The organism is Marinobacter sp., from assembly GCF_041984545.1.
Lineage (GTDB): Bacteria > Pseudomonadota > Gammaproteobacteria > Pseudomonadales > Oleiphilaceae > Marinobacter.
Genome location: NZ_JBHIXV010000002.1, coordinates 122,243 through 147,316, shown reverse-complemented (window position 1 = coordinate 147,316; position 25,074 = coordinate 122,243). Strand labels below are relative to the sequence as shown.

The 25,074-nt window shown below is 59.8% G+C and carries 25 protein-coding genes; 16 read left to right on the top strand and 9 right to left on the bottom strand.

All coding sequences use genetic code 11. The features are described 5' to 3' along the window. Window positions 1-40 precede the first annotated feature (40 nt). From ACFC20_RS01690 to ACFC20_RS01675, 4 genes are all read left to right on the top strand, one after another. The gene (locus ACFC20_RS01690; protein ID WP_375191486.1) at window positions 41-1,216 is read left to right on the top strand and encodes a formate dehydrogenase subunit gamma; all 1,176 of its coding nucleotides are present in this window, start codon (window positions 41-43) and stop codon (window positions 1,214-1,216) included. Then, the gene (locus ACFC20_RS01685) at window positions 1,213-1,338 is read left to right on the top strand and encodes a hypothetical protein (protein WP_375191485.1); all 126 of its coding nucleotides are present in this window, start codon (window positions 1,213-1,215) and stop codon (window positions 1,336-1,338) included. The genes ACFC20_RS01690 and ACFC20_RS01685 overlap by 4 nt, the downstream gene beginning before the upstream one ends. Continuing rightward, window positions 1,331-1,570, top strand: coding sequence for a sulfurtransferase TusA family protein (locus ACFC20_RS01680; RefSeq protein WP_375191484.1), 240 nt, complete (start codon window positions 1,331-1,333; stop codon window positions 1,568-1,570). Before ACFC20_RS01685 ends, ACFC20_RS01680 begins: the two co-directional genes overlap by 8 nt. Window positions 1,571-1,664: 94 nt before the next feature. Continuing rightward, window positions 1,665-1,910, top strand: a complete 246-nt coding sequence (locus ACFC20_RS01675; RefSeq protein WP_375191483.1) for a hypothetical protein — start codon at window positions 1,665-1,667, stop codon at window positions 1,908-1,910. A gap of 22 nt (window positions 1,911-1,932) precedes the next feature. Here ACFC20_RS01675 and ACFC20_RS01670 read toward each other — a convergent pair whose 3' ends face one another. Continuing rightward, complete coding sequence (locus tag ACFC20_RS01670; protein WP_375191482.1) at window positions 1,933-2,487, bottom strand: hypothetical protein; 555 nt, start codon at window positions 2,485-2,487, stop codon at window positions 1,933-1,935. Between the two features lie 280 nt (window positions 2,488-2,767). On the opposite strand from ACFC20_RS01670, the gene ACFC20_RS01665 reads away from it, so the two are divergent. Next, complete coding sequence (locus ACFC20_RS01665; RefSeq protein WP_375191481.1) at window positions 2,768-4,693, top strand: methyl-accepting chemotaxis protein; 1,926 nt, start codon at window positions 2,768-2,770, stop codon at window positions 4,691-4,693. On the opposite strand, the gene ACFC20_RS01660 is transcribed toward ACFC20_RS01665, so the two are convergent. Beyond that, entirely contained in the window at window positions 4,681-5,370 is a 690-nt protein-coding gene (locus ACFC20_RS01660) for a hypothetical protein (RefSeq protein ID WP_375191480.1), read from the bottom strand. The genes ACFC20_RS01665 and ACFC20_RS01660 overlap by 13 nt on opposite strands. A 276-nt stretch (window positions 5,371-5,646) precedes the next feature. Between ACFC20_RS01660 and ACFC20_RS01655 the strand changes: the two genes are divergently transcribed. The 3 genes from ACFC20_RS01655 to ACFC20_RS01645 are packed head-to-tail and all read left to right on the top strand — an operon-like array spanning window position 5,647 to window position 10,554. After that, window positions 5,647-7,221, top strand: coding sequence for an NADH-quinone oxidoreductase subunit L (locus tag ACFC20_RS01655; RefSeq protein ID WP_375191479.1), 1,575 nt, complete (start codon window positions 5,647-5,649; stop codon window positions 7,219-7,221). After that, window positions 7,221-9,572: a YbcC family protein gene (locus ACFC20_RS01650; RefSeq protein ID WP_375191478.1), complete on the top strand. Its 2,352-nt coding sequence runs from the start codon at window positions 7,221-7,223 to the stop codon at window positions 9,570-9,572. The genes ACFC20_RS01655 and ACFC20_RS01650 overlap by 1 nt, the downstream gene beginning before the upstream one ends. Continuing rightward, on the top strand, window positions 9,565-10,554 hold the full coding sequence (locus ACFC20_RS01645; RefSeq protein WP_375191477.1) for an L-threonylcarbamoyladenylate synthase: 990 nt from the start codon (window positions 9,565-9,567) through the stop codon (window positions 10,552-10,554). Before ACFC20_RS01650 ends, ACFC20_RS01645 begins: the two co-directional genes overlap by 8 nt. Here the strand turns inward: ACFC20_RS01645 and ACFC20_RS01640 are convergent. The 3 genes from ACFC20_RS01640 to ACFC20_RS01630 all read right to left on the bottom strand — a co-directional run bounded on the left by ACFC20_RS01640 (window position 10,551) and on the right by ACFC20_RS01630 (window position 13,325). After that, a complete protein-coding gene (locus ACFC20_RS01640) occupies window positions 10,551-10,838 on the bottom strand; it encodes a hypothetical protein (RefSeq protein ID WP_375191476.1) in 288 nt (95 codons plus the stop codon). The genes ACFC20_RS01645 and ACFC20_RS01640 overlap by 4 nt on opposite strands. Window positions 10,839-10,961: 123 nt before the next feature. Beyond that, window positions 10,962-11,600, bottom strand: coding sequence for a hypothetical protein (locus ACFC20_RS01635; protein ID WP_375191475.1), 639 nt, complete (start codon window positions 11,598-11,600; stop codon window positions 10,962-10,964). 186 nt (window positions 11,601-11,786) lie between these two features. Then, window positions 11,787-13,325, bottom strand: coding sequence for a diguanylate cyclase (locus tag ACFC20_RS01630; protein ID WP_375191474.1), 1,539 nt, complete (start codon window positions 13,323-13,325; stop codon window positions 11,787-11,789). A 123-nt stretch (window positions 13,326-13,448) separates the two neighbouring features. Here ACFC20_RS01630 and nfsA point away from each other — a divergent pair, with 123 nt between their 5' ends. Then, on the top strand, window positions 13,449-14,186 hold the full coding sequence (gene nfsA / locus ACFC20_RS01625; protein WP_375191473.1) for an oxygen-insensitive NADPH nitroreductase: 738 nt from the start codon (window positions 13,449-13,451) through the stop codon (window positions 14,184-14,186). Window positions 14,187-14,199: 13 nt separating this feature from the next. On the opposite strand, the gene ACFC20_RS01620 is transcribed toward nfsA, so the two are convergent. Together ACFC20_RS01620 and ACFC20_RS01615 are read right to left on the bottom strand one after the other, a co-directional pair. Then, window positions 14,200-14,961: a putative 4-mercaptohistidine N1-methyltransferase gene (locus tag ACFC20_RS01620; RefSeq protein WP_375191472.1), complete on the bottom strand. Its 762-nt coding sequence runs from the start codon at window positions 14,959-14,961 to the stop codon at window positions 14,200-14,202. A 122-nt stretch (window positions 14,962-15,083) separates the two neighbouring features. After that, window positions 15,084-15,956 carry a hypothetical protein gene (locus ACFC20_RS01615; RefSeq protein WP_375191471.1) on the bottom strand — a complete coding sequence of 291 codons (873 nt, stop codon included), beginning with the start codon at window positions 15,954-15,956 and terminating at the stop codon, window positions 15,084-15,086. Window positions 15,957-16,063: 107 nt separating this feature from the next. Between ACFC20_RS01615 and ACFC20_RS01610 the strand changes: the two genes are divergently transcribed. Both ACFC20_RS01610 and ACFC20_RS01605 read left to right on the top strand, forming a co-directional pair. After that, the gene (locus ACFC20_RS01610) at window positions 16,064-16,693 is read left to right on the top strand and encodes a metallophosphatase domain-containing protein (protein ID WP_091990074.1); all 630 of its coding nucleotides are present in this window, start codon (window positions 16,064-16,066) and stop codon (window positions 16,691-16,693) included. Between the two features lie 93 nt (window positions 16,694-16,786). Further along, a complete protein-coding gene (locus tag ACFC20_RS01605) occupies window positions 16,787-17,797 on the top strand; it encodes an LLM class flavin-dependent oxidoreductase (protein ID WP_375191470.1) in 1,011 nt (336 codons plus the stop codon). A 28-nt stretch (window positions 17,798-17,825) separates the two neighbouring features. Here the strand turns inward: ACFC20_RS01605 and ACFC20_RS01600 are convergent, their stop codons facing one another. Next, window positions 17,826-18,377 carry a glutathione peroxidase gene (locus ACFC20_RS01600; protein ID WP_375191469.1) on the bottom strand — a complete coding sequence of 184 codons (552 nt, stop codon included), beginning with the start codon at window positions 18,375-18,377 and terminating at the stop codon, window positions 17,826-17,828. Between the two features lie 146 nt (window positions 18,378-18,523). Here ACFC20_RS01600 and ACFC20_RS01595 point away from each other — a divergent pair, with 146 nt between their 5' ends. The 5 genes from ACFC20_RS01595 to ACFC20_RS01575 all read left to right on the top strand — a co-directional run bounded on the left by ACFC20_RS01595 (window position 18,524) and on the right by ACFC20_RS01575 (window position 22,729). After that, a complete protein-coding gene (locus ACFC20_RS01595; protein WP_375191468.1) occupies window positions 18,524-19,063 on the top strand; it encodes a YqiA/YcfP family alpha/beta fold hydrolase in 540 nt (179 codons plus the stop codon). A 141-nt stretch (window positions 19,064-19,204) separates the two neighbouring features. Next, a complete protein-coding gene (gene dctP, locus ACFC20_RS01590) occupies window positions 19,205-20,233 on the top strand; it encodes a TRAP transporter substrate-binding protein DctP (protein ID WP_375191467.1) in 1,029 nt (342 codons plus the stop codon). Between the two features lie 108 nt (window positions 20,234-20,341). Continuing rightward, window positions 20,342-20,935: a TRAP transporter small permease gene (locus tag ACFC20_RS01585; RefSeq protein ID WP_375191466.1), complete on the top strand. Its 594-nt coding sequence runs from the start codon at window positions 20,342-20,344 to the stop codon at window positions 20,933-20,935. Between the two features lie 35 nt (window positions 20,936-20,970). Further along, complete coding sequence (locus tag ACFC20_RS01580; RefSeq protein WP_375191465.1) at window positions 20,971-22,257, top strand: TRAP transporter large permease; 1,287 nt, start codon at window positions 20,971-20,973, stop codon at window positions 22,255-22,257. Between the two features lie 31 nt (window positions 22,258-22,288). Next, window positions 22,289-22,729: a universal stress protein gene (locus ACFC20_RS01575; RefSeq protein WP_375191464.1), complete on the top strand. Its 441-nt coding sequence runs from the start codon at window positions 22,289-22,291 to the stop codon at window positions 22,727-22,729. 3 nt (window positions 22,730-22,732) lie between these two features. Here ACFC20_RS01575 and ACFC20_RS01570 read toward each other — a convergent pair whose 3' ends face one another. Beyond that, window positions 22,733-24,994 carry a diguanylate cyclase gene (locus ACFC20_RS01570; protein WP_375191463.1) on the bottom strand — a complete coding sequence of 754 codons (2,262 nt, stop codon included), beginning with the start codon at window positions 24,992-24,994 and terminating at the stop codon, window positions 22,733-22,735. Window positions 24,995-25,074 lie beyond the last annotated feature (80 nt).

Genomic DNA, 25,074 nt, shown 5'->3' with positions numbered 1-25,074 from the left:
GCAACAATTTCTTCTTGTTGATTCCGCTGGAGTGCTCTAGATGAACAAAAAACTCTTAGGTGTCGTCGGCCTGTTGCTTGCGACACTGATGCTAAACCCTGTCTGGGCGCAGGACATTCCCGAGCCGGAACGAAGCGCGACCGGAGGAGCTCAAACCCTCGAAGATATCCTGCGACGTCAAAAACAGCTGGAAGTCGACGACAGTTTCCGCTCCCAGAACCTCGGTAACCCCGAAAATGCTCCGCCAATCTCGGCACCCCTGGGTACCCGGGGCGGCGTCTCTGATTCGGAAAACTGGCGGGCTATCCGCTATAACGAGATCGACCCGAGCACGCAGGTCCGTGGCCCTGCCGCAGATGTTCTGATTCAGGACGGCGGTATGCCCTGGTACAAACTTCGTGAGGGTCCGGTTATTACCTATGGTGGTGGCGCACTGCTTGCGATCATTGCTCTGCTGGTGGTGTTCTATTTCGTCCGTGGCCGGATCATGATTGATGGAGGGCCTGCGGGCACAACCATCGAACGGTTCAAGGCCATCGAACGATTCGGCCACTGGCTGCTCGCCGGTTCCTTCATCGCCTTGGGCCTGACCGGCCTGATCACGCTGATGGGCCGAAGCTTCCTGATTCCGGTCCTGGGGCCCGACGCTTTCGCAACCCTGGCTGCCGGTTCCAAGTGGCTGCACAACAACGTGGCCTGGGCGTTCATGCTGGGCCTGGTCATGACCTTCGTGATGTGGGTATCCCACAACATCCCCAACAAGCTTGACTGGCAGTGGTTGAAGGCAGGCGGCGGTATCATCGGCAGCGGCCACCACCCCTCGGCGAAGAAGTTCAATGCCGGACAGAAGATTGTGTTCTGGACCGTCATGATTCTCGGCTTCTCCGTGTCACTGTCCGGACTGTCACTGTTGTTCCCGTTCCAGATGCCCATGTTTGCTGACACCTTCGGCGTCATCAACAGCATTCTTGGAACCAGCTTCCCGACCGATCTGGCGCCCCACGAAGAGATGCAGTACGCCAACATCTGGCACTCGATCGTGGCATTCATCATGATGATGGCCATCATCGCGCACATCTACATCGGCTCGGTCGGTATGGAAGGCGCCTTTGATGCCATGGGCAACGGGCAGGTGGATCTGGAATGGGCACGCCAGCACCACGATCTGTGGGTGGCTGAGGTTGAGGCCAAACAGGGCAAGGGAGGATCATCATGAAAGTCATGATTTCCGCGTTTGTCGCAGCGCTGGTCATAGCGTTCGCAGCTCCGCCAGTGCTGAACCAGTTCGGTTGGTCTTCTGCCGAGCAGACCAGCACCGAGAGTGTGCGTCTTGACTGAGCAAACCGGGGTATACCAGATCGACGCAGTCGGTCTGGTATGCCCACTCCCCATACTGCGTTTCAAGAAGCGCACCCAGGGTCTCCCCAGTGGTACCGAGGTCGATTTCCTGGCCGACGATCCCAGCGGTCGTAAAGACCTGCAGGCACTGTGCGAGATCACCGGCCACCGGATTGAATGGATCGAGGAAGAGGAAGCCGGGGTAACCCGGTACCGAATCCGCCTCGCCTGATTATTAAATCCTATCGTTCTGTTTGAGATCCATAGCAATAAAGCGATCGTACTTCGCCCCTCTCGATTCAATCATTCCGACACGGAGCTGTATCATGAGGGACGGAAAACGACCGGTGTTTTTGACCACCGACCAGATTGCCACGCTGCAGGACATGATTCTGGAAAAACAGTATCAGCTCGCCGCAGCCCAGGCTGAGAACCTTCAGTCAACCGATTACGCGAAGCTCAGTGAGAAGATGAGCCACACCACGGACCTTCTCATGACTCTTTCGAATGCGCTCCCAGAGCCCGCAGAATCCGACCCTTACGCCCTGAAAGAGTTCCGGGAGAGCGCCTGATCCCGTCATCGATCACCACCTTTCAGTGACCACCCCGGGGGTGTTTTCGGGCTTCCAGATTGCCCAGAGACACCTTTACGTCGCGATCAGACAGATCCGGTAATTGCTCAAAATCCGACACCTGCGGAAATGTCGCATCTATCAAGGTAGCCAGCGCGTTATCGATGCACAGGGTTTCCGCTACCGCCCGATGGCAGCCCTGCATCAGTATGGCCTTGATTTCAACGATGTCCCGGGTACCTGTTTCCACCTCCCCGGAACGACTGGCGCCAATCACCGTATGCTCGCCCCGCCAATCGATTTCGCTACCCGCGAAAAAGCGCGCGACAATGTTATTGCACCGGGTTGACGTGGCTTCCAGCAGGGTACGGAAATTGGGCGAACACGCGAGGCTCTCCGCTTTGATTCTTGCCGCCGATTCTTCGTCGGCCACAAACACAAGATAAAGCTTTCCATCAACCACCACGCCCCAGTAATCGCGGGTAAACGCCTCGGGTTTCGGATAGTAAACGCTCGCCGTCAGCGTGGAATGCTTCTTCCTTCGGGCCAGCTCTGACCCTCTCTTGCCACTACTCAACGCAAAAACCTCGATTCAACAACCTCAAAACACGGGCCTGACCGGCTCATGAAAACCAGCCGCCAAAGGTGGTGATTGCAAGTGGCAATTACAAATTGCGCAAACGAGTTCGGCATCAGGTTCTGAGTAAACCGACCCGCGGCAGTCCGGAATCCGGCCCTCCATACTCTCTGGTCGAACAACCTCCAATTTCCTCTCACGCTTTTGCAAAACAGGCCGTTAATAGAACAAAAGGCATCGCCATCGGTGGCAGCAAGGACTTGTTACGGGGGAAGAAAGCATGTCCATCAGGAAACTGTTTATTGTCTGGATATCGGTTGTGCTGCTGGCAATCGCCCTGATTGTCAGCGGTTTGATTGCATACCGTACCCAGCAAACCATCACTTCGGACGTCGTCGATCGCAAAAACGATCTGGTTGAGGAAATCACCGGAATGCTCACCATTACTGATGAGCTGATGTCCAAGCGGGTGCAGAACTCCCTGAACCTCATGATCGAGCGTGGAAACCAGCTGGGTGAGGCCCGAGTTCAGGGCAACGAGGTGGTGGCCGGACAACCCAGGCCAGCGCTGTATCTGGGCGACACTCTGATCAACAACAACTTCGAACTGGTGGATGGCATCACCAAAGTGATGGGCGGCACGGCGACGCTGTTTGTTCGTGACGGTCAGGACTTTGTAAGAGTGTCGACCAATGTGAAAAAGGACGACGGCTCCCGAGCGATCGGCACCACCCTCAACATGGCTGGTGCGGCTGGTCGCGCCATCAGCCGAGGCGAGGCTTACTTTGGCCAGGTGGATATCCTCGGCAATCCCTACCTCACCGCCTACAGTCCGATACGCAACGCGACCAACCAGGTTGTAGGTATCTGGTACGTTGGCTACTCCGCCGACCTTAAAGAACTGGAGCAGGCGATCACGTCCTCTAGCCTCCTTGAGAATGGCTTCGTGGCACTGGTCGACGACAAAGACCGACTCAGGATGCACTCGGACACTATCTCTTCCGAGCAACTGCAGGGCATTCTCGAACAAGGCTCTGATGGCTGGCAGCTTGACCGCATCGTATTCGAACCCTGGGGCTATCAGGTTGTCACCGGATACTCAGAGGCGGAGGTATCTGCCATGGTGCGCAACCAGACGGTAAGCGCGATTGTCGCCATTCTGGTAGGAGGCGTCATTCTGATCGGTGTGCTGAGTGCACTGGCACAGCTGGTTGTCGCACGGCCTTTGCAGAAGATGATCGCCGCAATTGATGATATTGCCAGCGGCGGTGGCGACCTGACGGTCCGTTTTAATCCGAAAGGTAAGAGCGAACTGGATGTGATGGCGCGAGGATTCGATCGTCTGCTGGAGCGACTCCAGGCAACCATTTCCGAGACCAAGGAGTCCTCGGAAAGCCTGGTAGACGCGTCCACCAGGCTACGCGGCATTTCCGCAGACTCGGCGACGGTCGTTTACCGGCAGACCGGCGAGACGGCACAGGTCGCCACGGCCATGAACGAGATGACTGCAACGGCCCAGAACGTGGCGGAGAGTGCCTCCAGAGCGGAGAGTATTGCTCGGGAAGCCGATGGCCTCGCGGAGAGCGGACAGTCACTGATCAAGCAGACCACGGCGAAAATTCAGAATCAGCTCGACAACAATGAGCGCTCCACCCAAACCAGTGCTTCCCTCAAGGAAGCCTCGGATAACATTGGCAGCATACTCGCCGTGATCGAGAACATTTCAGAACAGACCAATCTACTGGCCCTGAACGCCGCTATCGAAGCCGCGCGGGCCGGAGAACACGGGCGAGGCTTCGCGGTGGTTTCCGACGAAGTACGAAATCTCGCCCGCCGCACCCAGGAGTCCATCAAGGAAATTCAGGCCCAGATCAACCACCTGCAGGAAGGTGTGGCCAGTGTGACAGATGTTATTGAGGTGGGTAGTCGGTTGGCCAACGAAACCAGCGGAATGATCCGTGAAACCGGCAACGCAATCGATGCCCTTCGAGAGAGCGTGCTGGCCATACGCGACACCAACATCGAAATGGCCGGAGCCGCCGAACAACAAAGTAGAGTGTCAAAGGACATCAACCAACGTCTCGAACACATTCGGGAAATGGCCGCGAACAGCGAGCAAAATGCGACATCAACCAATGAAGCGGCGGAGAGCCTCGAGCGTCTTGCAGAGACACTGAAAACCCGGTTGGGATCCTATCGGACCTGAGAAACGGACTGCTCGGGTAGCTGACGGCAGCGGTCACTGGCCTGGTTGAGAGACCGGGCCAGTTCGGGGAGCGTGTTGCGGACATAGTAGGCGACGTCCAGATCGCGAACTTTCTCGGCGGTCAGGTCGCCCTGCTTCGATTCCGCCAGGGTACCGTAGGTTTTTTCAGTAATGAGCACATAGTCGGCCCGTCCCAGCCGGAGCATGGCGATGGCCTGCTGCCACTCGCTGACCTCGAACGTCGGCCCCTCAAGATCCCGTAACAGGGCCTTGCCGGCAAATCCGCGAACATAGACATAGCGGGCCTTGTCCTCATGAGGCCTGACCTTGTTGGCCGACAGAGAGATTCGCAGATAGCTGGATTTAACAACCGTATCCCCGAACACCGCGAACCGGTCACGGACGGGGTCCTGAACCAGCGGCAGCCCCACGTCAATGCGCCCCAGCTCAAGTTCATGGACCAGCCTGGCCAGAGGCAGCGTCACGAAATCATATCGGTAGCCGGCACCATCCAGAATACAGCTGTAGGCCCCTGCTATCGGCCCGTAGAGGCCATTTTCACCAACAGCGACGACGTTACTGAACTCCTGCCCGACCCCAACCCGGTAGCTTCTGTTTTCTCCATGCGCCGGGAGGAGCGTGCACAACATGGCAGCCAACGCCAACAGCCTACCCATCAATTTCAGCTCCGTTACTTGTTATCGACTGCTCACACGATCACTTGCTGCCCGAATCGCATGTCGCACCACTATAAGCCTTTGGCACGCCCGAGGTACATACAGGGGCTGTACAGATTGGGTAACCGGTACTGCAAAAAGGTTACAGAAACACCGGATATGACAGAGCACCTGTTCGTTAATTTAGAACGTTTCGTCCGGATATATATATTTTTATTCACGTAAAAAGCCCGGGATACTACGCCTACTCACTTATCGCTGATTACGGGGTCCTTCATGTTCGATATCCAGCACATCGAACCCTTGCTCTTGCTCCTGGTACCGCTGTCGTACGGCGTTGGTGCTTTCGCTACCGCGAGATCAGGCCAGAGAGCGAGTGTGCTGATAAGATCGGCCATCTTCAGGCTGGCGTTCGCCTTCGCGCTGGTTGCGGCCATCGGCAGCGTTTGGTGGCCGGTATCGGCAACCTGGCTGAGCCAGGCTCCCCTGGCCTTCATCATGTTGCTGCTGATCACCCTGCTGGGCATGGTGCTCGGGCAGTTTTCCGAAAGGTACCTGGCCGGGGATCCCGGGCAACGCCGCTTCATGGTCTGGCTCCAGGTGATTCTCGCGAGCGTCTCTGTAATTGCCATCACCAACCATCTGGTGATGTTTCTTGTCAGCTGGGTCGCCATCAGTGTGAGCCTGCACCAGTTGCTGATGTTCTTTCCGGATCGACCTCGTGCCGCCCTGGCCGCCCACAAGAAGTTCATCTTCGCGCGATTGGCCGAGCTGTGCCTCGGAATCGCCTTCGTTCTGCTCTACATCCAGTACGATACGCTGCTGATCGATCAGATTCTGGCTCGGGTTTCCGCAGACGCGGACATTCCCCCGGGAACGCAGGCCTCGGCCATTCTTATGGCGGTGGCCGCCCTGCTCAAATGTGCCCAGATACCGTTCCATGGCTGGCTTATCCAGGTGGTGGAATCACCCACCCCGGTGTCTGCCCTGCTCCACGCGGGCGTGGTCAACCTTGGCGGGTTCCTGATGATCCTGATGGCACCGCTGATTTCCCAGGTAAGCGCGGCCCAGTGGCTGCTCCTTCTGGTGGCCGGCCCGACCGCGGTGTTTGCCAGCCTGGTGATGATGACGCGTATTTCCATCAAGGTCCGACTGGCCTGGTCCACCTGCTCCCAGATGGGCTGGATGCTCGTGGAGTGCGCGCTGGGCCTGTATGAGCTGGCGCTGCTGCACCTGGTGGCTCACTCCGCCTACAAGGCGCACACCTTCCTCAACGCTGGCAATACCGTGGAGCTGTCGATGAAAAAACGCCTGGTTGCGGTAAACCAACCGGATGGCAAAAAATGGCTGGCGGCGACCTGCCTGGCGGGACTGTTCGTTGTGCCAACGATGCTCCTCTCCCCCGGATCGGGTGCGGCTCATCATTTCTCCTGGCTCGTCCCGGGGATCGCGCTGGTCATTCTGTTCTCGGAATTCTTCTCCGCCGGCGGTGGTGTTCTTAACAAGGCGAGGGGGCTTTTCATCGGCGCCGCCTTCTGGGCTCTCTACTGGCTCCAGAAAACCTTTTTCAACCTGATGCTGGCACCACCGGAAAACCCGACCAGCCTACTTGAGCTTGTCTTTGTCGGCGTGCTCTTCGGGGTTCTCGTACTCGGCTACTACCAGATCCGCTATCACCGTTTCTCTCCAGCCGGTGCACGGCTCTACCGGTTCCTCTTCGCGGCCGGTTACCTGGATGAATGGTCCACTCGCCTGACCCTGAAAATCTGGCCGGCCAAACTGCCTGACGTGGTGCGGCCAAGGCCCGTTGTCACCGTCTCTTCACCCTCTGGTTCCAGGGAGTCTGCCTGATGCTTACCACCCAAACGACTGAGTCTTCTGAGCAACACAGCAGCACTCCAGACTGGTATGCTGCGGTCACGGAGGCCTGCGACCGCATCGCCCCGTCCTGGCCCCTGGATCAGATGATCGCGGTCAATCCCCTCTGGGAAATGCGCGACCAGCCTTTTGCCGGGGTTGCCTCGCGCATGGCAGCACTGAATGGCACCTGTTGTCAGAATCATTCGGCGCTTCACAGCCTGGGCGATACTCCGGCGTCGGCCGAGACCGCCCACATGCCCGAGCACTGGCAGAACCTCAGCGCCCAGCTGGATCGCAATCGTGACACCGCGCACCAGGTCGGCTGGCAGGATGAGGTGGTGCACCAGATCAGCCAGTTCTGCGGCGACTACTTCCAGCGCCTCGACGCCGGTGACTTCCAGGCCGATGCCCAGGATCTTTATTACAGCTGGCTGCAGATGACGCGGGCGGATCGGGGAATTGCCATTGTTATGGGGGAGCCCTCACTGCCCTCCCAGTTCCAGGTTCTGCCCGATCGGTATGAAAAACTGATCTCCGATGGCTTCAACGCCCTGGCCGCACAGCCCGACCACGCCCCGGACTACGCCCATGCCCTGCTGCTGGACATCAACGGCTGGTCCTCCTGGGCCGCCTATCTGCGCTGGCAGGCCAGGCTCCGTGGCAGCGAGGAAGACCTCATGCCGGGACTGCTGGCCATCCGCCTCGCCTGGGAGCTGGCGATCTGGCGACACGTTCAGCATGGTGGCGGCGCGATCTTCGCCGAGCTGAAACGTCACTGGCTCAGGCAATGGCAAGAGTGGCCAGAAATGCTGCATACCCATGAGCAGTCCCAGATTGCCGGCTGGCACCATCAGACTGCGGCGGAAGCAGCGTACCAGTCAAGACTGGCGGAAAAGCTGCTGTCCGGGCCTGCCCGTGAAGGCGTCCCGGGTGATCAGCCCCTGAAGCTGCAGGCTGCCTTCTGCATCGACGTACGCTCAGAAGTTTTTCGCCGCGCGCTTGAGGCACAGGACGAAGCCATCCAGACCCTCGGCTTTGCCGGTTTCTTCGGGCTGCCCATTGCCTACCGACCCAAGGGTACCGGATTCTCCCGGCCCCAGCTGCCCGGCCTGCTTGCTCCAGCGCTGGAAGTCTCCGAAGTCGAGGCGTCGTCCAGCTTCCGCCAGCAGTCGCTGGCCAACCACGTTCACTGGTCGCAGTTCTCCAACGCCGGGCCGGCGAGTTTCAGCTTTATCGAAAGCATGGGGCTGGCCGGTCTCGCGCGCATGGTCCGCAAGACCTTTTTCGGCAAGGCCTCGGAAAACCCGGTCGACAAGCTACACAGGGACCAGACCGAGTTCGAAATCCGGAAGGATGGCACTTTGCTGGGCGCCGAGGAAAAGGCGGAACTGGCAAAGGGAATTCTCCGCGCCATGACGCTGACGGACCGGTTTGCCCCCATCGTACTGCTGGTCGGACACGGCAGCAGCACACGTAACAACCCCCACGCCGCCGGCCTTGACTGCGGTGCCTGTGGTGGCCAGACGGGCTCGGTCAATGTCCGGGTTCTTGCCGGCATTCTGAACGACCGGGACGTACGCGCGGCCCTGGCCGAGCGCGGGCTGAGCATTCCCTCCGGGACGCGTTTCGTCGGGGCACTGCACAATACCACCACGGACGAAGTGGAGTGCACCGGTGAGGTGCCTGGCGAGATCGCGGACTTCCTTGCCCGTGCCGGGGCCCAGGCACGCCGCGAGCGGGCGACCCGTCTGGGCATCGCCAACGAGCAGGATGTCGACAACGCCGTCCGCAAGCGCAGCCAGGACTGGTCAGAGGTACGGCCCGAGTGGGGCCTGGCCGGTAACGCGAGCTTCATCGTGGCTCCACGCTCAGCGACCCGGGGCCTGGATCTGGAGGGGCGAAGCTTCCTGCACGACTACCATTGGCGCGACGATGAAGGCTTCAAAACCCTTGAGCTGATCATGACCGCGCCCATGGTGGTTACCCATTGGATCAATCTGCAGTACTTCATGTCGGTCACCGATAACCTGCATTACGGCAGCGGCAACAAGGTGCTGCATAATGTGGTGGGTGGCCACATCGGGGTGTTCGAGGGCAACGGCGGCGACCTGCGGATCGGCTTACCCCTGCAGTCGGTGCATGATGGCGAACACTGGGTGCACGAACCTCTGCGCCTGAGCGTATATCTGGCAGCTCCGGAAGAAGCGATTGCGGAAATCGCCCGGAAGCATCCGGTGGTGCAGCAGCTGATCGATAACGACTGGCTGTACCTGTTCCGGATAAACGACGAGCAGACCTCCATTGAACGATATTACCAAGACGAGTGGCTAACTCATGCCTGACACCCTCACGCTGGATGCAACGCGCCCCGCCGACCTGGACCAAGCCGCCAGCTTGCTGCGCGACGGGTACCTTGTGGCGATGCCGACCGAAACGGTATACGGCCTCGCGGCCGATGCCAGCAACGAGCAGGCGGTGCGTAAGGTCTTCGAAGCCAAGCAGCGGCCCATCGGGCACCCACTGATCGTGCACGTTCCGGCGCCGGAACGGATCAGGCTCTGGGTTGGGCAGCTGCCAGACACCGCCATTCGGCTTATGGAGGCTTTCTGGCCCGGGCCGCTCACTTTGTTGCTCCCGAAGCAGCACGGCGTCAGCGACTTCATTACCGGCGGCAATCCGGGCGTGGCGGTCAGGATGCCGGCCCATCCTGCAACGCTGGCAACCATGGAACGGCTGGGCCGCGATCTCGTTGCCCCCTCCGCCAACCCCTATGGCAGGATCAGCCCGACCTCCGCGGACCACGTGCTCGCTGGTCTTGCCGGAAAGATCGCGGCGGTGCTGGATGGCGGCGACTGTTCCGTCGGCATCGAGTCCACCATCATCGATCTGACCGGCGACACGCCGGTTATTGCCCGGCCCGGGCAGATCTCACAAAATGATATAGAACAATGCCTGGGCCTCACGCTCGCGCCGGGCAAGAGCGCCAGCCAGGCCGTGCCGGGCAGCGTCAAACGACACTACCAGCCGGTGACGCCTACCATTGGTGTAGCTACCGAACGGTTTGCCGACCGTCTGCAGGCGTTTGCGAGGGCCGGAGGCAGGACCGGTGTGATCTGGTGGCAGACCGCACCGGGAGACAGTGCGTCAGAAGCCATCCGGCTCGGCGCCGATCCGAAAGACTATGCCCGCATGCTCTACACCGCGATGCACGCAATGGACCGGGCCAAGGTCGACCGGATTGTCATCGAGCTTCCACCCGAGCAGAGCCAGTGGCTGGCAGTACTCGATCGGCTTGCGCGGGCCTGTACTGAAGAGAACGATTAGCGCTTGTCGTCTGGCCCGATCAGGTCCGACAGCTGCTTGCGGACCGATTCGATGTTGTCTTCACCGCTTTCCTTGAGCTCATCCAGCTTTTTGCGACCGTCGGAGATCTTGTCCTCCACCGAACGCAAAGCATCTGACGCGCTCTGCTGAATATCGGCGCTGGCCTTTTCGTTTTCCGCTTCGGCCTCTTTCGCCTTGGCATTGGCTTTCAGGGAATCGGCCTGCTTTTCCCACTCTTCCAGCTGCGTTTCGGCTTTTCTGATCAGTTCGTCTTTCAATGACATAGACTGCCTCCTTTGCGGAATGAATAACTCAGAGGAACCCATCCTCAGGAATGAAACCGGAAAACGCAAGTGCAATGGCCGCCACGGGCCTGAACAGACAGTGAGCCACCACCAAGGATATCGCTACTGTGACTGATCGGAGCTGTCCGATTCCGAGCGTCCGCGCCGCTCTGGCTGAAGCTCCTGCTCGATCCAGTGGCGCACTTCGTGGCGGTCCCGCCGACGGATCAGCTGTTCGCTGTGAATGTTGTGGGGGAAGATTTCCGGGCCACCTTCGTGGCGCAGGGTGAAGCTTCGACGCACGCCCACCGGGTACTTGCTGGGGCCGTGAATCACCGCCGCCCGCAGTTCCACATCGGTGATATCCTCGAACAGGTAATCGCTGTCGCTGTCTTCGCTCCGGCGCCCCAGGATGATGTTGCGAAACGATCCCAGTACCAGATAGCCACCCGGCTGCAGGGGGCCCTGCCGCAACACCTGGTGCACGTTGACGTCGTCGGCGCTTACCCGCCGGTACTCGGTGACGGTCATGGTCTTTTCTTCACCTGCCCGGGTGTGAAGCACCGCCTGCACACACTGGACATGCACGGTTTCCTTGCCCATGTTCACCAGCAGACACAGGGCGTCGGGATTCTCATTCTGGGCGTGGTGAATCACCAGGTAGGGCCGGTTGTTCCGTTTGTACTTCAGAAAAAACAGCTGGAAATAAACAATCCAGACCAGGGCCATGACCGCGCTGCTGATCGGAGCGACGTATTCCATCCACTCACCCTCCCTTTAACCTGAGTCTTCAGAAGGTTAGCACGATGTCTGCGGTTCGCACGCCCGGGCGGGCGGGTCAAGCGTCAATCTGGAAAAAGCGGGGCAGATCGGAGATAATTTCGCCACTTTTATCGCCGCAGTGTTACGTACAAGTCTCTGCTTATGACCATTTACAGCGTTTTACAACTACTGATCTTTTCCATCCTGCTGCTGAACACTGTGCACCTGATGCCGGCGTTCAATCGGCTTCTGAAGGGGGCAGACTCTGCTTTCCGATCCGGCGGCCTGTGCGCCATCCTGACCTTGCGCCTGGCCCGCAATATCCTCGGGCTGATCCTGGTGACGGCCTCCACGGCTCCCAATCCCGAGATTCATGCTCTGGTTCCCAAGGGTATCCTGCTGTTCCTGGTTCTGGCGCTGCTCAATGCCGGGCTGACCCAGTATCTGGAGCGCAATCGGCTGGGAGAAGATGCGGGCGTCTGAGTGTAATCCCCGCGCGGTTGGAAGCGCTTTGATCTCAGGCCCTGGCCCCCATCGGCGAGGGCACGAATTCAGCGCGGTTGCGGCATTGTGCTTGGCGCGATAAAGCGCCCTGTCGGCACTGACCAAGACATCCTGGAAGCAATCGTGGTCGGAAGTCAGGGTAGCCCCTCCGATACTCGCCGACAGCTGCACCGGTACATTGTTGATTTCCCGGCCTGCCTCCGAAATACGCTGGAGCAGGCGTGCAGCAACGGACTCAACGGCCTCGCGGTTATTGTTGCGTAGCACGGCGGCAAACTCCTCACCGCCCACCCGGCCGATGACGTCATCATCCCGCAACTCCGCCGTGAGAAGGTCGGCCACGGTTCTCAGCACCTCATCCCCGGTAGCATGCCCCCAACGGTCGTTGATCTGTTTGAAGTGATCAAGATCGATCATCAACACGGTAATCAGATTTCTCCCCTGCCGTGCCTGCTTGAAAGCCAGCTCCCCCTCCCGATGAAAGGCTCGGCGGTTCAGAAGCTGGGTCAGTCCGTCCTGCTCTGCCAATGCAACCAGAATCTGCTCGGTCCGGGTAAACGCCAGTAACGGCAGCGCCATGGCCGTTGCACTGACCAGCAGCAGGTGATTAACGAGGATGAGCTTGAGCAGGGTTTCCACGTCCAGTTGTCCGCCAAGCACAGGGGCCAACCCGATCACCAGCACCTGGGCCATCATCAGGGTGCCGTGAATGGCAAAAAGCGTTTGCAGGATTCCGAGGGGCAGACGGGGCTTGCGCTCAATGGCGCCCAAGCGATAGATCGCCAGACTGAACAGGAGCGCTGAATACAAGGCGGTCAGAAACCGGGGAACGTGAGGATCCAGGCCAGCGCCCACCGCCAGCCCCAAAAGGTAGATCACAGAGGCCAGGTACAGGATCCTGGCCGAACCGCGTGTTCCCGCCGGGGGCAGATCCATTAGCAGGTGGATACCCGCCAACAGCAGCAACGGTGAGAGGCCCAGCAGGAGATGGGTGACAAAACTGGTACCGACTGGCAAATCGGTCAGGCGCTCCGCGACCGCGATTGCGGTGCCCACTACAAAGGTCAGACAGGCGACGGCCCAGTACAGGAAACAGCGCTCCCGATGCCTCAGGTGGTACATGGCCCAAAGCATGCCGCCGATCAGGAGGTTGATCATGACCGAGGTGACCAGCAAGGTTGGCAGGTGCATCGTCAGGCTCATGGCGGTGGGGCAGTCCATGCAGGGGTTATCATTACCAGCAGGCTATCAGCCCCAGCCGCCCCCTTGCGCCCCTGAACTGTAGCGTTTGGTATGATATTTGTGACAGACATAACGCATTCCACGAAGGTGACCCGAAACCCCATGAACCCAACCATCGAATTGCTCAAATCCCACCGCTCGATCCGTAAATTCACCGACCAGAAAATTCCCCCGGAGCTGCTGCGAGAACTGATCCGGGCCGGTCAGTGCGCCGCCAGCTCCAATCATGTGCAGGCTTATTCCGTGATCCACGTGATTGATCGGGAAAACCGCCGGAGAATCGCGGAGCTGGCCGGTGGCCAGGATTACATTGCCGAATGCGCGGATTTTCTGGTGTTCTGCGCCGACATGCGCCGGTCCACGGACGCCGCCGAGCGGGCCGGGGCCCAGGTGACCCGGGGCATGACCGAACAGTTACTGGTGGCTACCATCGACGCCAGCCTGATGGCGCAGAACGTGGCCATCGCAGCCGAGTCCGAGGGCCTTGGCCTGTGCTACATCGGAGGCATCCGAAACAACCCGGCCGAGGTCAGCGAAATTCTGAGGTTACCGGAGCACGTGTACCCGGTGTTCGGCATGTGCCTCGGCTACCCGGACCAGACACCGGAGATAAAGCCCCGTTTACCCGTGGAAGCCATCCTCAGGCAGGACTACTACGCCAACGCCCGGGACGAAGAACTGGTGGCGGGATTCGACCGGACCATGAACGAGTACTACCGGGTCCGCACCGGCGGCAACAAGGACACAACCTGGTCGGAACAGCTCAAGCCGTTGTTCACCGCCAAGTTGCGACCGCACATGCGTGAATTCCTGCGCAAATGCGGCTTTGAAATGAAATAGTCCCGGATGGGCCTCAGTTCCGGTCGCTCAGCTTTTCCCAGACGGTCAGCTCGGAGAAGCTGTGCTGGAACTTGTTGCGGGTCTCGCGGATGACAAACGGCAGGCTCCAGGGCTCGAACAACAACCGGAAATGCGGCGCCAGCATGGCCTTCAGGCCATCAAATGTGGACACTTCCTCGCCGTCTTGCAGGAAACCGCCCACCCAGTGCTCCCTCGGCGTGTATTCCTCAAGCCAGGTGTAGGGCGAGGCAATCACGAGCAAACCCAACTCGTTGATCCGTTCATGAATGGATTCCAGGAACAGCGACGGCTGGTAAAGCCGGTCGATCAGGTTGCCCGCCAGCACCAGATCGTAGCCGGTAAACTCCGGCTTCAGGTCGCAGGCGTCGCCTTGATGGAATGAAACCCGTTCAGCGCTCGACTCCAGCCCCATTGAGGCAAGGGTGCGGTGCTGGTAACTGACCAGTTCGCCCTCCTCCGGCCGGGCGTAGCGTACCTCCCTGTCCCGAGCCACTTCCCGGCACTTTTCCACGAACGCATTGGAATAATCGATGCCGTCCACGTGCCGGAAATGCCGGGCCAGCTCGAAGCTGGTCCGGCCGCAGGCGCAGCCAATGTCCAGCGCTCGTTCAAGGGGACGACCGTCCATGGCCGACAGCGCCGCGTCCGCCAGCGCCTTGGGAAAGTTGGCCTCGCCGTGCCAGCGCTCGCCAAAATGGAACTCAAGGTACTGGGCCAGTGCCGTGTCTTTCTCATAGAAGTCGCTCTGCTGCACGGTAAGTCTCCTCGGGGGCGGGGCTGGAATCAGTCAACTGATTGGTCTGGCGACCTCAGGCTCTACTATTCTAGGCGAATAACCACAGGAAAAACCAAGATCAGAACCTGGCGCTCGCCGATTCACCGAGGCCGCTGGCCGCCACGGCCAGTTCTGAGCAGGCCGGTGAGCCAATCTGTCAGCTCCGGGTAGGCGTCCAGGTCCAGAACAAATTCCTGCCCCCGGGCAGCGGAGGTCAGGTAACACCAGGGCGGCGCCAGCAGCCAGCGGTCGGGCCGGCTGTGGTAGCTCAGGGGCGGACGGTCTCCGCCCGGGAAGAACGCGGACGGCAGTCGCCAGCGGGTGGGCAGGCGACTGTCGGGATCTGTCAGAACCAGCGCCTCCTGCAGTTCTGGAAAGACCCCACTGCCGGGCAGGGCCTCAGTCCCACTCGGCCATTGAAAGGAAGACGACGAGAGGTAGAGGGTGTTGCCGGGATGGGGCTGACCATGGCGGTGCGGATGGTAGTCTGCCCAGGGCAGCGCGCCGGTCGGCAGTTGGTCCACCGCGCGTACCTCGGCAACATGCAGCCAACCCCAGATAGCGTGGAACGGCCGCGACCCGGGCACAAAACGCCACCGTCGCTGGTGGATCTCGGCACGGCGAAAAACGCCAAAGAACAGGAACAGGTCCCCGGCCCCGACACCCTGATTACGGAGATGCCCCTGAGCAGCGCCGGTCTGTCCGAGTAACGGACGCCAGCCATCGGCCCGGGGGTAAGCGCTGGCAATCAGGTCCGGATCCAGGTGAGCGCCATGACCGCCCCGTACGCGGCCGCCGGTCAGATCCCGCACCAGCCGGTCCAGGCGGCGCTGCTCAAACATCACGTCCCGGTATCGGACCAGGGAGGCCTGGTCCGGGATGGGCAACACGCACAGGGAACCATCCGGCAGAACCGGATTGGGACAACCGCCGGCGGATGAGTCAAAGCCCTTACGGCTCAGGATCAGTCGCATGGCCTCTCTCGAAAAGCGTGGGAATGTAAGGGGATGTAACCAGCGGTCAATGCTATCGTAGAAACAACAACAATGCGCAATCAACACACACCGGGCCGGCCTGCACCATGAGAATTGTCTGTATTTCCGACACCCACAGCATGCACCGCCAGATACAGGTACCCGACGGCGATCTGCTGATCCATGCCGGTGACTGCCTCGGGGTGGGGACACTGGAAGAGCTGGAAGACCTCGACCAGTGGTTCTCCGAGCTGCCGCACCGGAACAAGATCCTGATTGCCGGCAACCACGACTGGTGTTTTCAGGATGAACCGGCAGATGCACGGGCACGGGTGCGCCACGCCCACTATCTGCAGGACAGCCCGCTGGAGGTGGCGGGCCTGAGATTCTGGGGCAGCCCCTGGACACCGGTGTTCTTCAACTGGGCGTTCAACCGGGAGCGGGGCGACGCCATTGCAGAACGCTGGGCGCAGATTCCGCAGGACACCGACGTTCTGATTACCCATGGCCCGCCAGCGGGCATCCTCGACCGGATCGAATCGCCCTCGGGCAGTATTCATCCTGGATGTGAAGCACTGGCGGAACGCGTGGCCAACCTTCCCCTGAAACTGCATGTGTTTGGTCACATCCACGAAGGCCACGGCCAGCACAGGATCGGTGACTGCCTGTACGTAAATGCCAGCAGTTGCAATGGCCGGTTCCAGCCCGAAAACCCGGCCATCGTGATTGACCTCTAGCCCGACCCCGGCAAACGCCCCAGGCCTTGAAACCGGCGCCAGTGAACGCCATGTTTGCTTCTTGCCAACAATCATTCCTGCCCGGAGAGCCCTATGTCCCGCTCGGAGAGCCCGATACCCAAAAGTCCCGACTACTCACTGCTGGAACTGGCTTCGGTGCGGGAAGGCGATTCCGTGGGTACCACCCTGGCCAACAGCGTTGCCTATGCGCAACGGGGGGAAAAGCTCGGCTTCAAGCGTTTCTGGCTGGCTGAACATCACAACATGGAAGGCATCAGCAGTTCCGCCACCGCGGTACTGGTAGGCCACATCGCCGGTCGCACCGAGACAATCCGCGTTGGATCGGGCGGCGTGATGCTTCCGAACCACCCACCGTTGGTGATTGCCGAGCAGTTCGGCACCCTGGAAAGCCTGTACCCGGGGCGCATCGATCTGGGGTTGGGCCGTGCCCCTGGCACCGACCCGGTCACCGCCCGCGCCCTGAGAAGGGACGGCCTGGGGGCAGAGCAGTTTCCGGAAGACGTTGCCCGCCTGCAGACCCTGCTGGGCCCGCTGCAGCCCGGGCAACCGGTGAAGGCCATTCCCGGCGCCGGCACAGACGTTCCCATCTGGCTGCTGGGCTCGAGCCTCTACAGCGCCCAACTGGCCGCCATGCGCGGGTTACCCTACGCGTTCGCCGGCCATTTTGCACCCCGACTCTACCGGGAAGCGCTGAAAGTCTACCGGGACAATTTCCAGCCTTCCGAGCACCTGCAGACGCCCTACGCCATGCTGGCCATTCCCGCCATTCCGGCCGACTCGGTGGAAGAGGCCGAGTACCTGGCCACCACCAGCTATCAGCGCATCCTGTCGCTGTTCCGGGGCCAGCCGCTGTGGATGAAGCCGCCGGTTGCCTCCATGGACGGACTCTGGAACGCCGGTGAGAAAGCAAGTGTGCAGGACTTCCTGAGTCTTCAGGTACTGGGCGATGCCGACGCCCTGCGTCAACAGATCAAGACGTTGCTGGCGTCAGTGGACGTGGAAGAACTGATGTTTACCGTGGACATTTACGACCCCGAAAAGCGCCGCCACGCCCTGGATATCCTGACCGCAACTCGAGACTGACCGTGAAGGCCGCTGGCCACCGGCCAGCTCAGAGCACCGATTCGATGGCGCTGATCAAGGCCGGATCCTCCGGCCGCACCCGGCTCGGAAAGGTGTCCACAACGTTCCCTTCCCGATCCAGCACGTACTTGGTGAAGTTCCAGCGAGGCGGCTGGCTCTGGCGGTTGATGTCGGCAAACACCGGGTTCGCGTCCTGGCCCGTTACCGCACCGGGAGCAATCATGGTGAAGGTCACGCCGAAGTTCTTGTAGCAGACCTTTGCTGCTTCCGCCTCAGTGTCGGCTTCCTGTCGGAAATCGTCGCTGGCAAAGCCCACAACCACCAGCCCGCGCCCGGCGTACTCCTTGTGCAGGGCCTCCAGCCCTGCAAACTGGCCGGTGTAGCCACACTGACTCGCGGTGTTAACCACCAGCATAGGCTTGCCCGCGGCGATGTCGCAGAGGTTCACCGACTCGCTGGAATGCAGCCTTCGCTGCTCGTGATCCAGAAACGCCGGACACGCGTCGGCCAGCACGGATGGCGCACCAAGGCCGCCCCCTATAACAACCGTGATAAAAAGAAAGAAGGATCGTAGAGCCATGGTCATGCTTCCTGTCATTCGGTTCTGTCTGTGTACGAGCGAGGCTCCCTGCTGGCTCACGTGCGCTGGACAAGCCCGGCTTCGCCAACCCATGATCGGTAACCCATGATCAGGAACCGCCCGACAAACGACCGGAGACACCAGGCATGACCGACCCGACCACCCATATTTTCCTGTCCCACGGCCTCGAAAGCGGGCCGGGCAGCACCAAGATCCAGGCCATGAAGGCCGAGGCCGAACGCTTTGAGAATGTCCGCGCCCACGCCATTGATCACCGATCCACGAAGGATCCGGCCACCCGCCTCGCCCAGATGCGTGAGGCCATGGCCAGCGTTGGCGCGGCCCCCGAGCGCACCGTGCTGGCCGGCTCCAGCATGGGGGGCTGGGTGTGCGCCCAGACCAGTTCTGAGACCCCGGTGCTGGGTTGCTTCCTGCTGGCAGCGGCCCTGGCCATGGCCCGCTATCCGCAATCCAGCCCGGTGATCCGGGCCCGCTACTGCCAGATCATTCACGGCTGGGACGACGACGTGGTGCCGGTGGGTCCGGTGCTTGATCTGGCATGTCGCCAACGGCTCCCGATCCTGACGCTGCCCGATGGCCACCGACTTGAAAACAGCCTGAACCGGGTGGTCAGTGAGTTCCGCCTGTTCCTCGAAACCTGTCTTCTGGATACGAAAAATCGGTGAATTCATGAACTTGCGAATCGGCAAATTTGTCGGCGCCGGAATGGATTGATTTGGCCATTTTCTTGCGAAAACCACTTTGTTTTGCCAGTCTTTACTAATGTAACAATAAATTTCAGCAAAAAAACGAACGGAGAAAACCCGATGAGCAGCATCAGCAAGTTCAAGAAACTGGCCGGAATTTCAGCGTTCGCATTCGCGGCCATGACCGCAGCAAACTCCGTGAATGCCGCCAACTGGCGGTACGCTCACGAGGAGTATGAAGGCGACGTACAGGATGTGTTCGCATACGACTTCAAGGAATACATCGAGGAGAACTCGGACCACACCATCCAGGTATACCGCTTCGGCGAGCTGGGCGAATCCGACGACATCATGGAGCAGACCCAGGCCGGCATCCTGAATTTCGTGAACCAGTCTCCCGGTTTCACCGGTGCCCTGATTCCTGAGGCCCAGATCTTCTTTATCCCCTACCTCATGCCGACCGACATGGACACGGTGATCGAGTTCTTCCGGGAAAGTGAAGCCATCAATCAAATGTTCCCGAAACTTTACGCCAAGAACGGTCTGGAACTGTTGAAGATGTACCCGGAAGGTGAAATGGTAGTGACCGCCAACGAGCCGATCACCAGCCCCTCCGATTTCAACAACAAGAAGATCCGGGTAATGACCAACCCGCTTCTGTCCGAGACCTACGATGCCTTCGGTGCAACACCGACCCCCCTGCCCTGGGGCGAGGTTTATGGCGCGCTGCAGACCAACATGATCCAGGGTCAGGAAAACCCGATCTTCTGGATCGAGTCCGGTGGTCTGTACGAAGTGTCTCCGCACCTGACCTTTACCAAGCACGGCTGGTTTACCACCGCCATGATGGCCAACAAGGACTTCTATGACGGCCTGTCCGGTGAAGACCAGAAGCTGATTCAGGACGCGGCGGATTATGCCTTTGAAGAAATCATCAAACATATCCAGGGCCTGTCCGAGCGCTCGCTTGAGAAGATCAAGAAGGCCAGCGATGAAGTCACTGTTACCCGCCTGAACGACGAACAGATCGAAGCCTTCAAGGCCCGCGCGCCGCAGGTGGAAGAGAAGTTCATCGAGATGACCGGTGAGAGCGGCAAGGAACTGCTGAACCAGTTCAAGGAAGACCTGAAAGAAGTTCAGAACGACTGAACCAAGCAGAAACAATCCCGCCGGCGCAAGCCGGCGGGACGCTGTGCTTAACCCCGCCCCGCCGGGGCTTTCCACCGGTCGGGAGCGACATGCTCTGGAGCAGACCCCATGTCCGAGAATTCCCCGGAAATAGAAGACGATACCGGTACCTTTGAGTCCGGCCTGCCCGGGTTTCTGGGAACCATTGATGTCCTGATCAGTAAGATAGAAGCGGTCATGCTGGCCATGGGTGTAATCCTCATGGCGATCAACACCTGCGTTAACGTTATTGCCCGATACGTGTTCGGCGAAGGACTGTTTTTCTCCGGTGAGATCAACCGGATCCTGATTATCCTGATCACCTTCGCGGGCATCGGCTATGCAGCCCGCCACGGTCGACACATCCGGATGTCGGCAGTGTACGACGCTATCCCCACCAAGGGACGGAGGGTGCTGATGATCGTTATCGCGCTGTTCACGTCTCTGATAATGTTCTTCCTCTGCTACCACTCCTACGAATACATCCAGACCCTCTACAGTCGAGGCCGAATCCTTCCGGCACTGGGTTTTGAGATCTGGTGGATTTACATCTGGGCGCCTGTCGGTTTCGCCATCACCGGCATCCAGTACTTTCTGACTGCGATCAAGAATTTCACCAGCAAAGACGTGTATCTCTCGACCGGGGTGGTCGACGGCTATGCCGATACCGAGAAAGAAGTCTGACCCCTGCTGCAGACCTTAAGGAAGGATAGAAACCCATGGGCACTATAATGATGATAATCATGATCGGGTTGCTGCTGCTGGGCTTCCCGATGATGGTTCCGCTGATCACCGGTGCGGTGGTCGGCTTTGTGATGATGTTCGACGGCTTCGGCCAGATGGGCACGTTTATCCAGCAAATGATGGGGGGCATCCGGCCCGCTTCCCTGATCGCGGTTCCCATGTTCATTCTGGCCGCGGACATCATGACTCGCGGCCAGTCAGCCGACCGGCTGATCAATATGGTCATGGCGTTTATCGGCCACGTCAAAGGCGGCCTGGCCATCAGTACCGCTACATCCTGCACACTATTTGGCGCTGTCTCCGGCTCAACCCAGGCAACGGTAGTTGCGGTGGGGTCTCCGCTTCGCCCGAAAATGCTGAAGGCCGGTTATTCAGACCCCTTCACACTGGCACTGATTATCAACGCGAGCGATATCGCGTTCCTGATTCCGCCGAGCATCGGCATGATCATCTACGGGGTCATTTCGGAAACCTCCATCGCCGAGCTGTTCATCGCCGGCATCGGGCCTGGCATCATGATCCTGTTCATGTTCTCGATCTACTGCCTGATTTACGCCTACAGAAACAACGTGCCCACCGAGGAAAAATCCACCTGGGGACAGCGGGCCATTTCTGTGCGCGATGCACTCTGGCCGTTGATGTTCCCGGTGATTATCGTCGGCGGTATCTACGGCGGCATCTTCAGCCCGACCGAAGCCGCGGCCGTTTGCGTTCTCTATGCCTTTTTCCTGGAATTTGGCGTGTTCCGTTCCCTGAAGCTGGGTGATGTCTACAAGATTGCCAAATCCACCGGCCTTATTACCGCGGTTGTGTTCATCCTGGTGGCCGTTGGCAACGGCTTCTCCTGGATCATCTCGTTTGCCCAGATTCCCCAGTCGATCCTAGAATCGGTGGGCATCAGTGACATGGGCCCAGTCGGTGTGATGGTCACCATCTGTGTTGCCTTCTTTATAGCCTGCATGTTCGTGGACCCGATCGTGGTCATCCTGGTGTTGACCCCGATTTTTGCGCCGGCTATTCAGGCAACCGGCCTGGATCCGGTACTGATCGGTGTGCTGATCACCCTTCAGGTCGCCATCGGGTCGGCGACGCCGCCATTCGGCTGTGACATCTTCACCGCGATTGCGATCTTCAAACGGCCCTACATGGAGGTGATCCGGGGCACGCCACCGTTCATCCTCATACTGATTGCGGCGGCCGGCCTGATCATCGCGTTCCCCGACATCGCCCTGTTCCTGCGAGACCTTGCCTTCAGGGACTGACAGAACGGACCGGAATCTTAAGGAGAGAAACATGTTCAAGAGGATCCTGGTAGCCGTTGACGGTTCCAAGACATCGCTCAGGGCCCTGGACAAGGCCATCGAGCTGCAGAAGCTGACTGATGCAGAGATCTACATTATCTGCGTCTACAAGCATCACAGCCTGTTTGAGGCCTCGCTGTCCATTGGACGACCACAGGAGATGGATATCCCGGACAAGGTTCTCTCGGAATACGCCAAGGAGGTGGTCAACCACGCCAAGGAACTGGCCAAGGAACACGGGGCCACCAAGCTGCGGGGATTTGTGAAAGGTGGCCGGCCGTCGAAGGTGATCGTCAAGTTCGCTCAGGACAAGGAGGCAGACCTTATTGTCGTTGGCACACGTGGTACCCACAGTGACAAGGACGGCATGATCCTGGGCAGTGTCTCCCACCGGGTGGCTTCACACGCGAAATGCCCGGTACTGGTGGTCTGAGGCCTATCGGGCCACTTCCACGCGGTTGCGGCCGGCTTTTTTCGCACGATACAGGGCCTGGTCTGCCAGGCTCAGGAGACTGGCAGGCTCCTGGCCGAGATCGGGCCAGTTGGCCACCCCCACGGACACGGTGGCGGCTCCGAGGTCCGTGTTCCGGTAATTGATGACACTGGCCCTGACCGCCGCACAAAGCTCTTCAGCCTTCTCGGTTGCCGCCGCCGTGGTCGCCCCGGGCATGACTGCCACGAACTCCTCGCCGCCATACCGGCAAACGATGTCGCTTTCCCGGAACAGCTGCTCCAGCACACGACCAACGGTCTGCAACGCCAGATCCCCGGCCTCATGGCCATGGCTGTCGTTAAAGCGCTTGAAATGATCGATGTCGACGATCAGCAGCGAAAGCGGCAGATTATTTCGTTGCGCGACGGCGCTCTCGTGCTCGAAGAGCTGGTCGAAGTAACGTCTGTTCTTCAGTCCCGTGAGTGAGTCCTCGTAGGAGAATTTCTGCAGTTCTTCACGCAGTGCGATGCTCGAGAGCGTGATACCGATTCGCTGGATCGACTGGTCAAGCGCCGCAAACAGACGCGCTGCGCCATATTCCCCGCTCGACCGGCCAAAAATGCCTTCGCTGGCCAGCAGCAAAACCCCCTCTATCACAGTGCCCGCGCTGGCGGATTCGACCGGCACCCAGAAGCATAGCCGGGAGGGCCCTGTCGCCGATGTGGCGTCTGCGGTTTCGTGCCAGTGCCGGACCTCCGGCAGGGCCGAGGGTTCGGGCAGCCCCTCGCCGCCGTCCAGAACAGCGGGAAACGATTCATCCCCTCTGCCACCCCAGATCGCTACCCGCGGGTACCGGTCGTCGGCGCCGCGCAGGTAGTAGGCGCCTGGCAAAGGGCTGCAAATTTCCGGCATTACACGGGCCAGCAGGTCAAAGGCCTGTCTCAGCTCGATACAGTCCTGCAGTTGGGCGATAACACGGGTCACAACCCGGCTCTTCTGATTTTCAAAGGTGAGCAGCCGCACCCGCGCCTGCTCCCGGCGCGCAAGCCCTTCAGCGCGGGCGGTCCGCTCGGCCACCTGTTCTTCCAGAGACACGTTCAGGCGCTTGAGCGCCTGCTGGGTGCCGGCGTAATGCCACAGCGCAATCATAACGACGGCCAGCGAGAACAGGAGCATGCCCCAGCTCACCGGCACCCGACTCCAGGGCAGCACGCCATGGGCAACCGCCATATCCATTATCAGCAAGGCACAGAACACGGCGAATGCCAACAGCAGGATCTGTTGCTCTGGCAGCATCACACGGATCCGGCGCAGCACAACCGCCACAATCACGCTCATTGACGCCAGAAACAGGGCATCAAATACCGGGAAGGAGGAGGAAAGGTTGAACAGTCCCAGCAGGGAACCCCCGATTGCGCCGATCAGATACGCCAGATGGATCTTCCAGATCCGGTTGATGAGCCTGGGGCGATGGTTGATCAGCCACTGCTCCAGCAACAGCGCCAGGGCCACCGGCAACATGAAGTAGGAACCGGCGGCCAGGTAATCCCACATCAGGGGCCGGTAGGCGATCAGCAGGCTGGCCTGGCTTTCGGACACCAGCATCAAGGCCGACGCCAGCGTAAACAGGGAGATGCTGGCAAAGGTTTTTTTCTCCGATTGCAGCAACGAGAAGATCAGCGCCAGTATTCCGATCAGAACGGTGAAACCGGCGATCACCAGCGCCTCCAGGGAATTGTCGAGGATGTAGAGGACCAGATCCGGATGATCCATGATGGCAACCTCGCCCCACAGACCAATGTCGGTGTAGTTCGAGAAAATGCGGAAATAGACGGGCTTGCCCTCGTACCCCGACGGCAGGAGAACCTCATGCCAGGGCCAGCCCTCGAAGCGGCCGCGGCCCTGGGCGTCGAAGGTTCCGTACTGGTAGATCTTCTCACTCTCTGCCCACACCTGGACAATCAGATCGACACTGAAGATGTAGAGCACCGGCTCCTGCCATTCGCCCTCCGGCAGGGTTACCCGGAACCAGACATTCTCCCGCCCGTTGCGCTCTGGCGGGTTGGACGGGAAGCCAATACGGTGCCATTGCTCGGGCGCATCCTCCAGCACCCATTCCGGGACACCCTCGGTGTTGAACGGTGAATCGCCCCAGCGATACTCCCAACCTTCGGCAACCGCCTGGGAAGCGGCGTGACCGGGCGCCGGCAGGAGCAGTCCCGCAAGCAGAAGCAAGCAACAGCGTAGCAGGTGGGAAGGGAACATCGGCTGGGACGGACCTGCGCAGGGGGCGGAATGCTCTGAGTATAGCGCAGTACCCGCCTTTTCAGGAGTTCTGCTCAGGG

Excerpts from the sequence above, each read along its gene's own strand:
- ACFC20_RS01690 (WP_375191486.1), top strand. The coding sequence starts at position 41 with ATGAACAAAAAACTCTTAGGTGTCGTCGGCCTGTTGCTTGCGACACTG.
- ACFC20_RS01685 (WP_375191485.1), top strand. The coding sequence starts at position 1,213 with ATGAAAGTCATGATTTCCGCGTTTGTCGCAGCGCTGGTCATAGCGTTC.
- ACFC20_RS01675 (WP_375191483.1), top strand. The coding sequence starts at position 1,665 with ATGAGGGACGGAAAACGACCGGTGTTTTTGACCACCGACCAGATTGCC.
- ACFC20_RS01665 (WP_375191481.1), top strand. The coding sequence starts at position 2,768 with ATGTCCATCAGGAAACTGTTTATTGTCTGGATATCGGTTGTGCTGCTG.
- ACFC20_RS01660 (WP_375191480.1), bottom strand. The coding sequence starts at position 5,370 with ATGGGTAGGCTGTTGGCGTTGGCTGCCATGTTGTGCACGCTCCTCCCG.
- ACFC20_RS01655 (WP_375191479.1), top strand. The coding sequence starts at position 5,647 with ATGTTCGATATCCAGCACATCGAACCCTTGCTCTTGCTCCTGGTACCG.
- ACFC20_RS01650 (WP_375191478.1), top strand. The coding sequence starts at position 7,221 with ATGCTTACCACCCAAACGACTGAGTCTTCTGAGCAACACAGCAGCACT.
- ACFC20_RS01645 (WP_375191477.1), top strand. The coding sequence starts at position 9,565 with ATGCCTGACACCCTCACGCTGGATGCAACGCGCCCCGCCGACCTGGAC.
- ACFC20_RS01640 (WP_375191476.1), bottom strand. The coding sequence starts at position 10,838 with ATGTCATTGAAAGACGAACTGATCAGAAAAGCCGAAACGCAGCTGGAA.
- ACFC20_RS01635 (WP_375191475.1), bottom strand. The coding sequence starts at position 11,600 with ATGGAATACGTCGCTCCGATCAGCAGCGCGGTCATGGCCCTGGTCTGG.
- ACFC20_RS01630 (WP_375191474.1), bottom strand. The coding sequence starts at position 13,325 with ATGGACTGCCCCACCGCCATGAGCCTGACGATGCACCTGCCAACCTTG.
- nfsA (WP_375191473.1), top strand. The coding sequence starts at position 13,449 with ATGAACCCAACCATCGAATTGCTCAAATCCCACCGCTCGATCCGTAAA.
- ACFC20_RS01615 (WP_375191471.1), bottom strand. The coding sequence starts at position 15,956 with ATGCGACTGATCCTGAGCCGTAAGGGCTTTGACTCATCCGCCGGCGGT.
- ACFC20_RS01610 (WP_091990074.1), top strand. The coding sequence starts at position 16,064 with ATGAGAATTGTCTGTATTTCCGACACCCACAGCATGCACCGCCAGATA.
- ACFC20_RS01605 (WP_375191470.1), top strand. The coding sequence starts at position 16,787 with ATGTCCCGCTCGGAGAGCCCGATACCCAAAAGTCCCGACTACTCACTG.
- ACFC20_RS01600 (WP_375191469.1), bottom strand. The coding sequence starts at position 18,377 with ATGGCTCTACGATCCTTCTTTCTTTTTATCACGGTTGTTATAGGGGGC.
- ACFC20_RS01595 (WP_375191468.1), top strand. The coding sequence starts at position 18,524 with ATGACCGACCCGACCACCCATATTTTCCTGTCCCACGGCCTCGAAAGC.
- dctP (WP_375191467.1), top strand. The coding sequence starts at position 19,205 with ATGAGCAGCATCAGCAAGTTCAAGAAACTGGCCGGAATTTCAGCGTTC.
- ACFC20_RS01585 (WP_375191466.1), top strand. The coding sequence starts at position 20,342 with ATGTCCGAGAATTCCCCGGAAATAGAAGACGATACCGGTACCTTTGAG.
- ACFC20_RS01580 (WP_375191465.1), top strand. The coding sequence starts at position 20,971 with ATGGGCACTATAATGATGATAATCATGATCGGGTTGCTGCTGCTGGGC.
- ACFC20_RS01575 (WP_375191464.1), top strand. The coding sequence starts at position 22,289 with ATGTTCAAGAGGATCCTGGTAGCCGTTGACGGTTCCAAGACATCGCTC.
- ACFC20_RS01570 (WP_375191463.1), bottom strand. The coding sequence starts at position 24,994 with ATGTTCCCTTCCCACCTGCTACGCTGTTGCTTGCTTCTGCTTGCGGGA.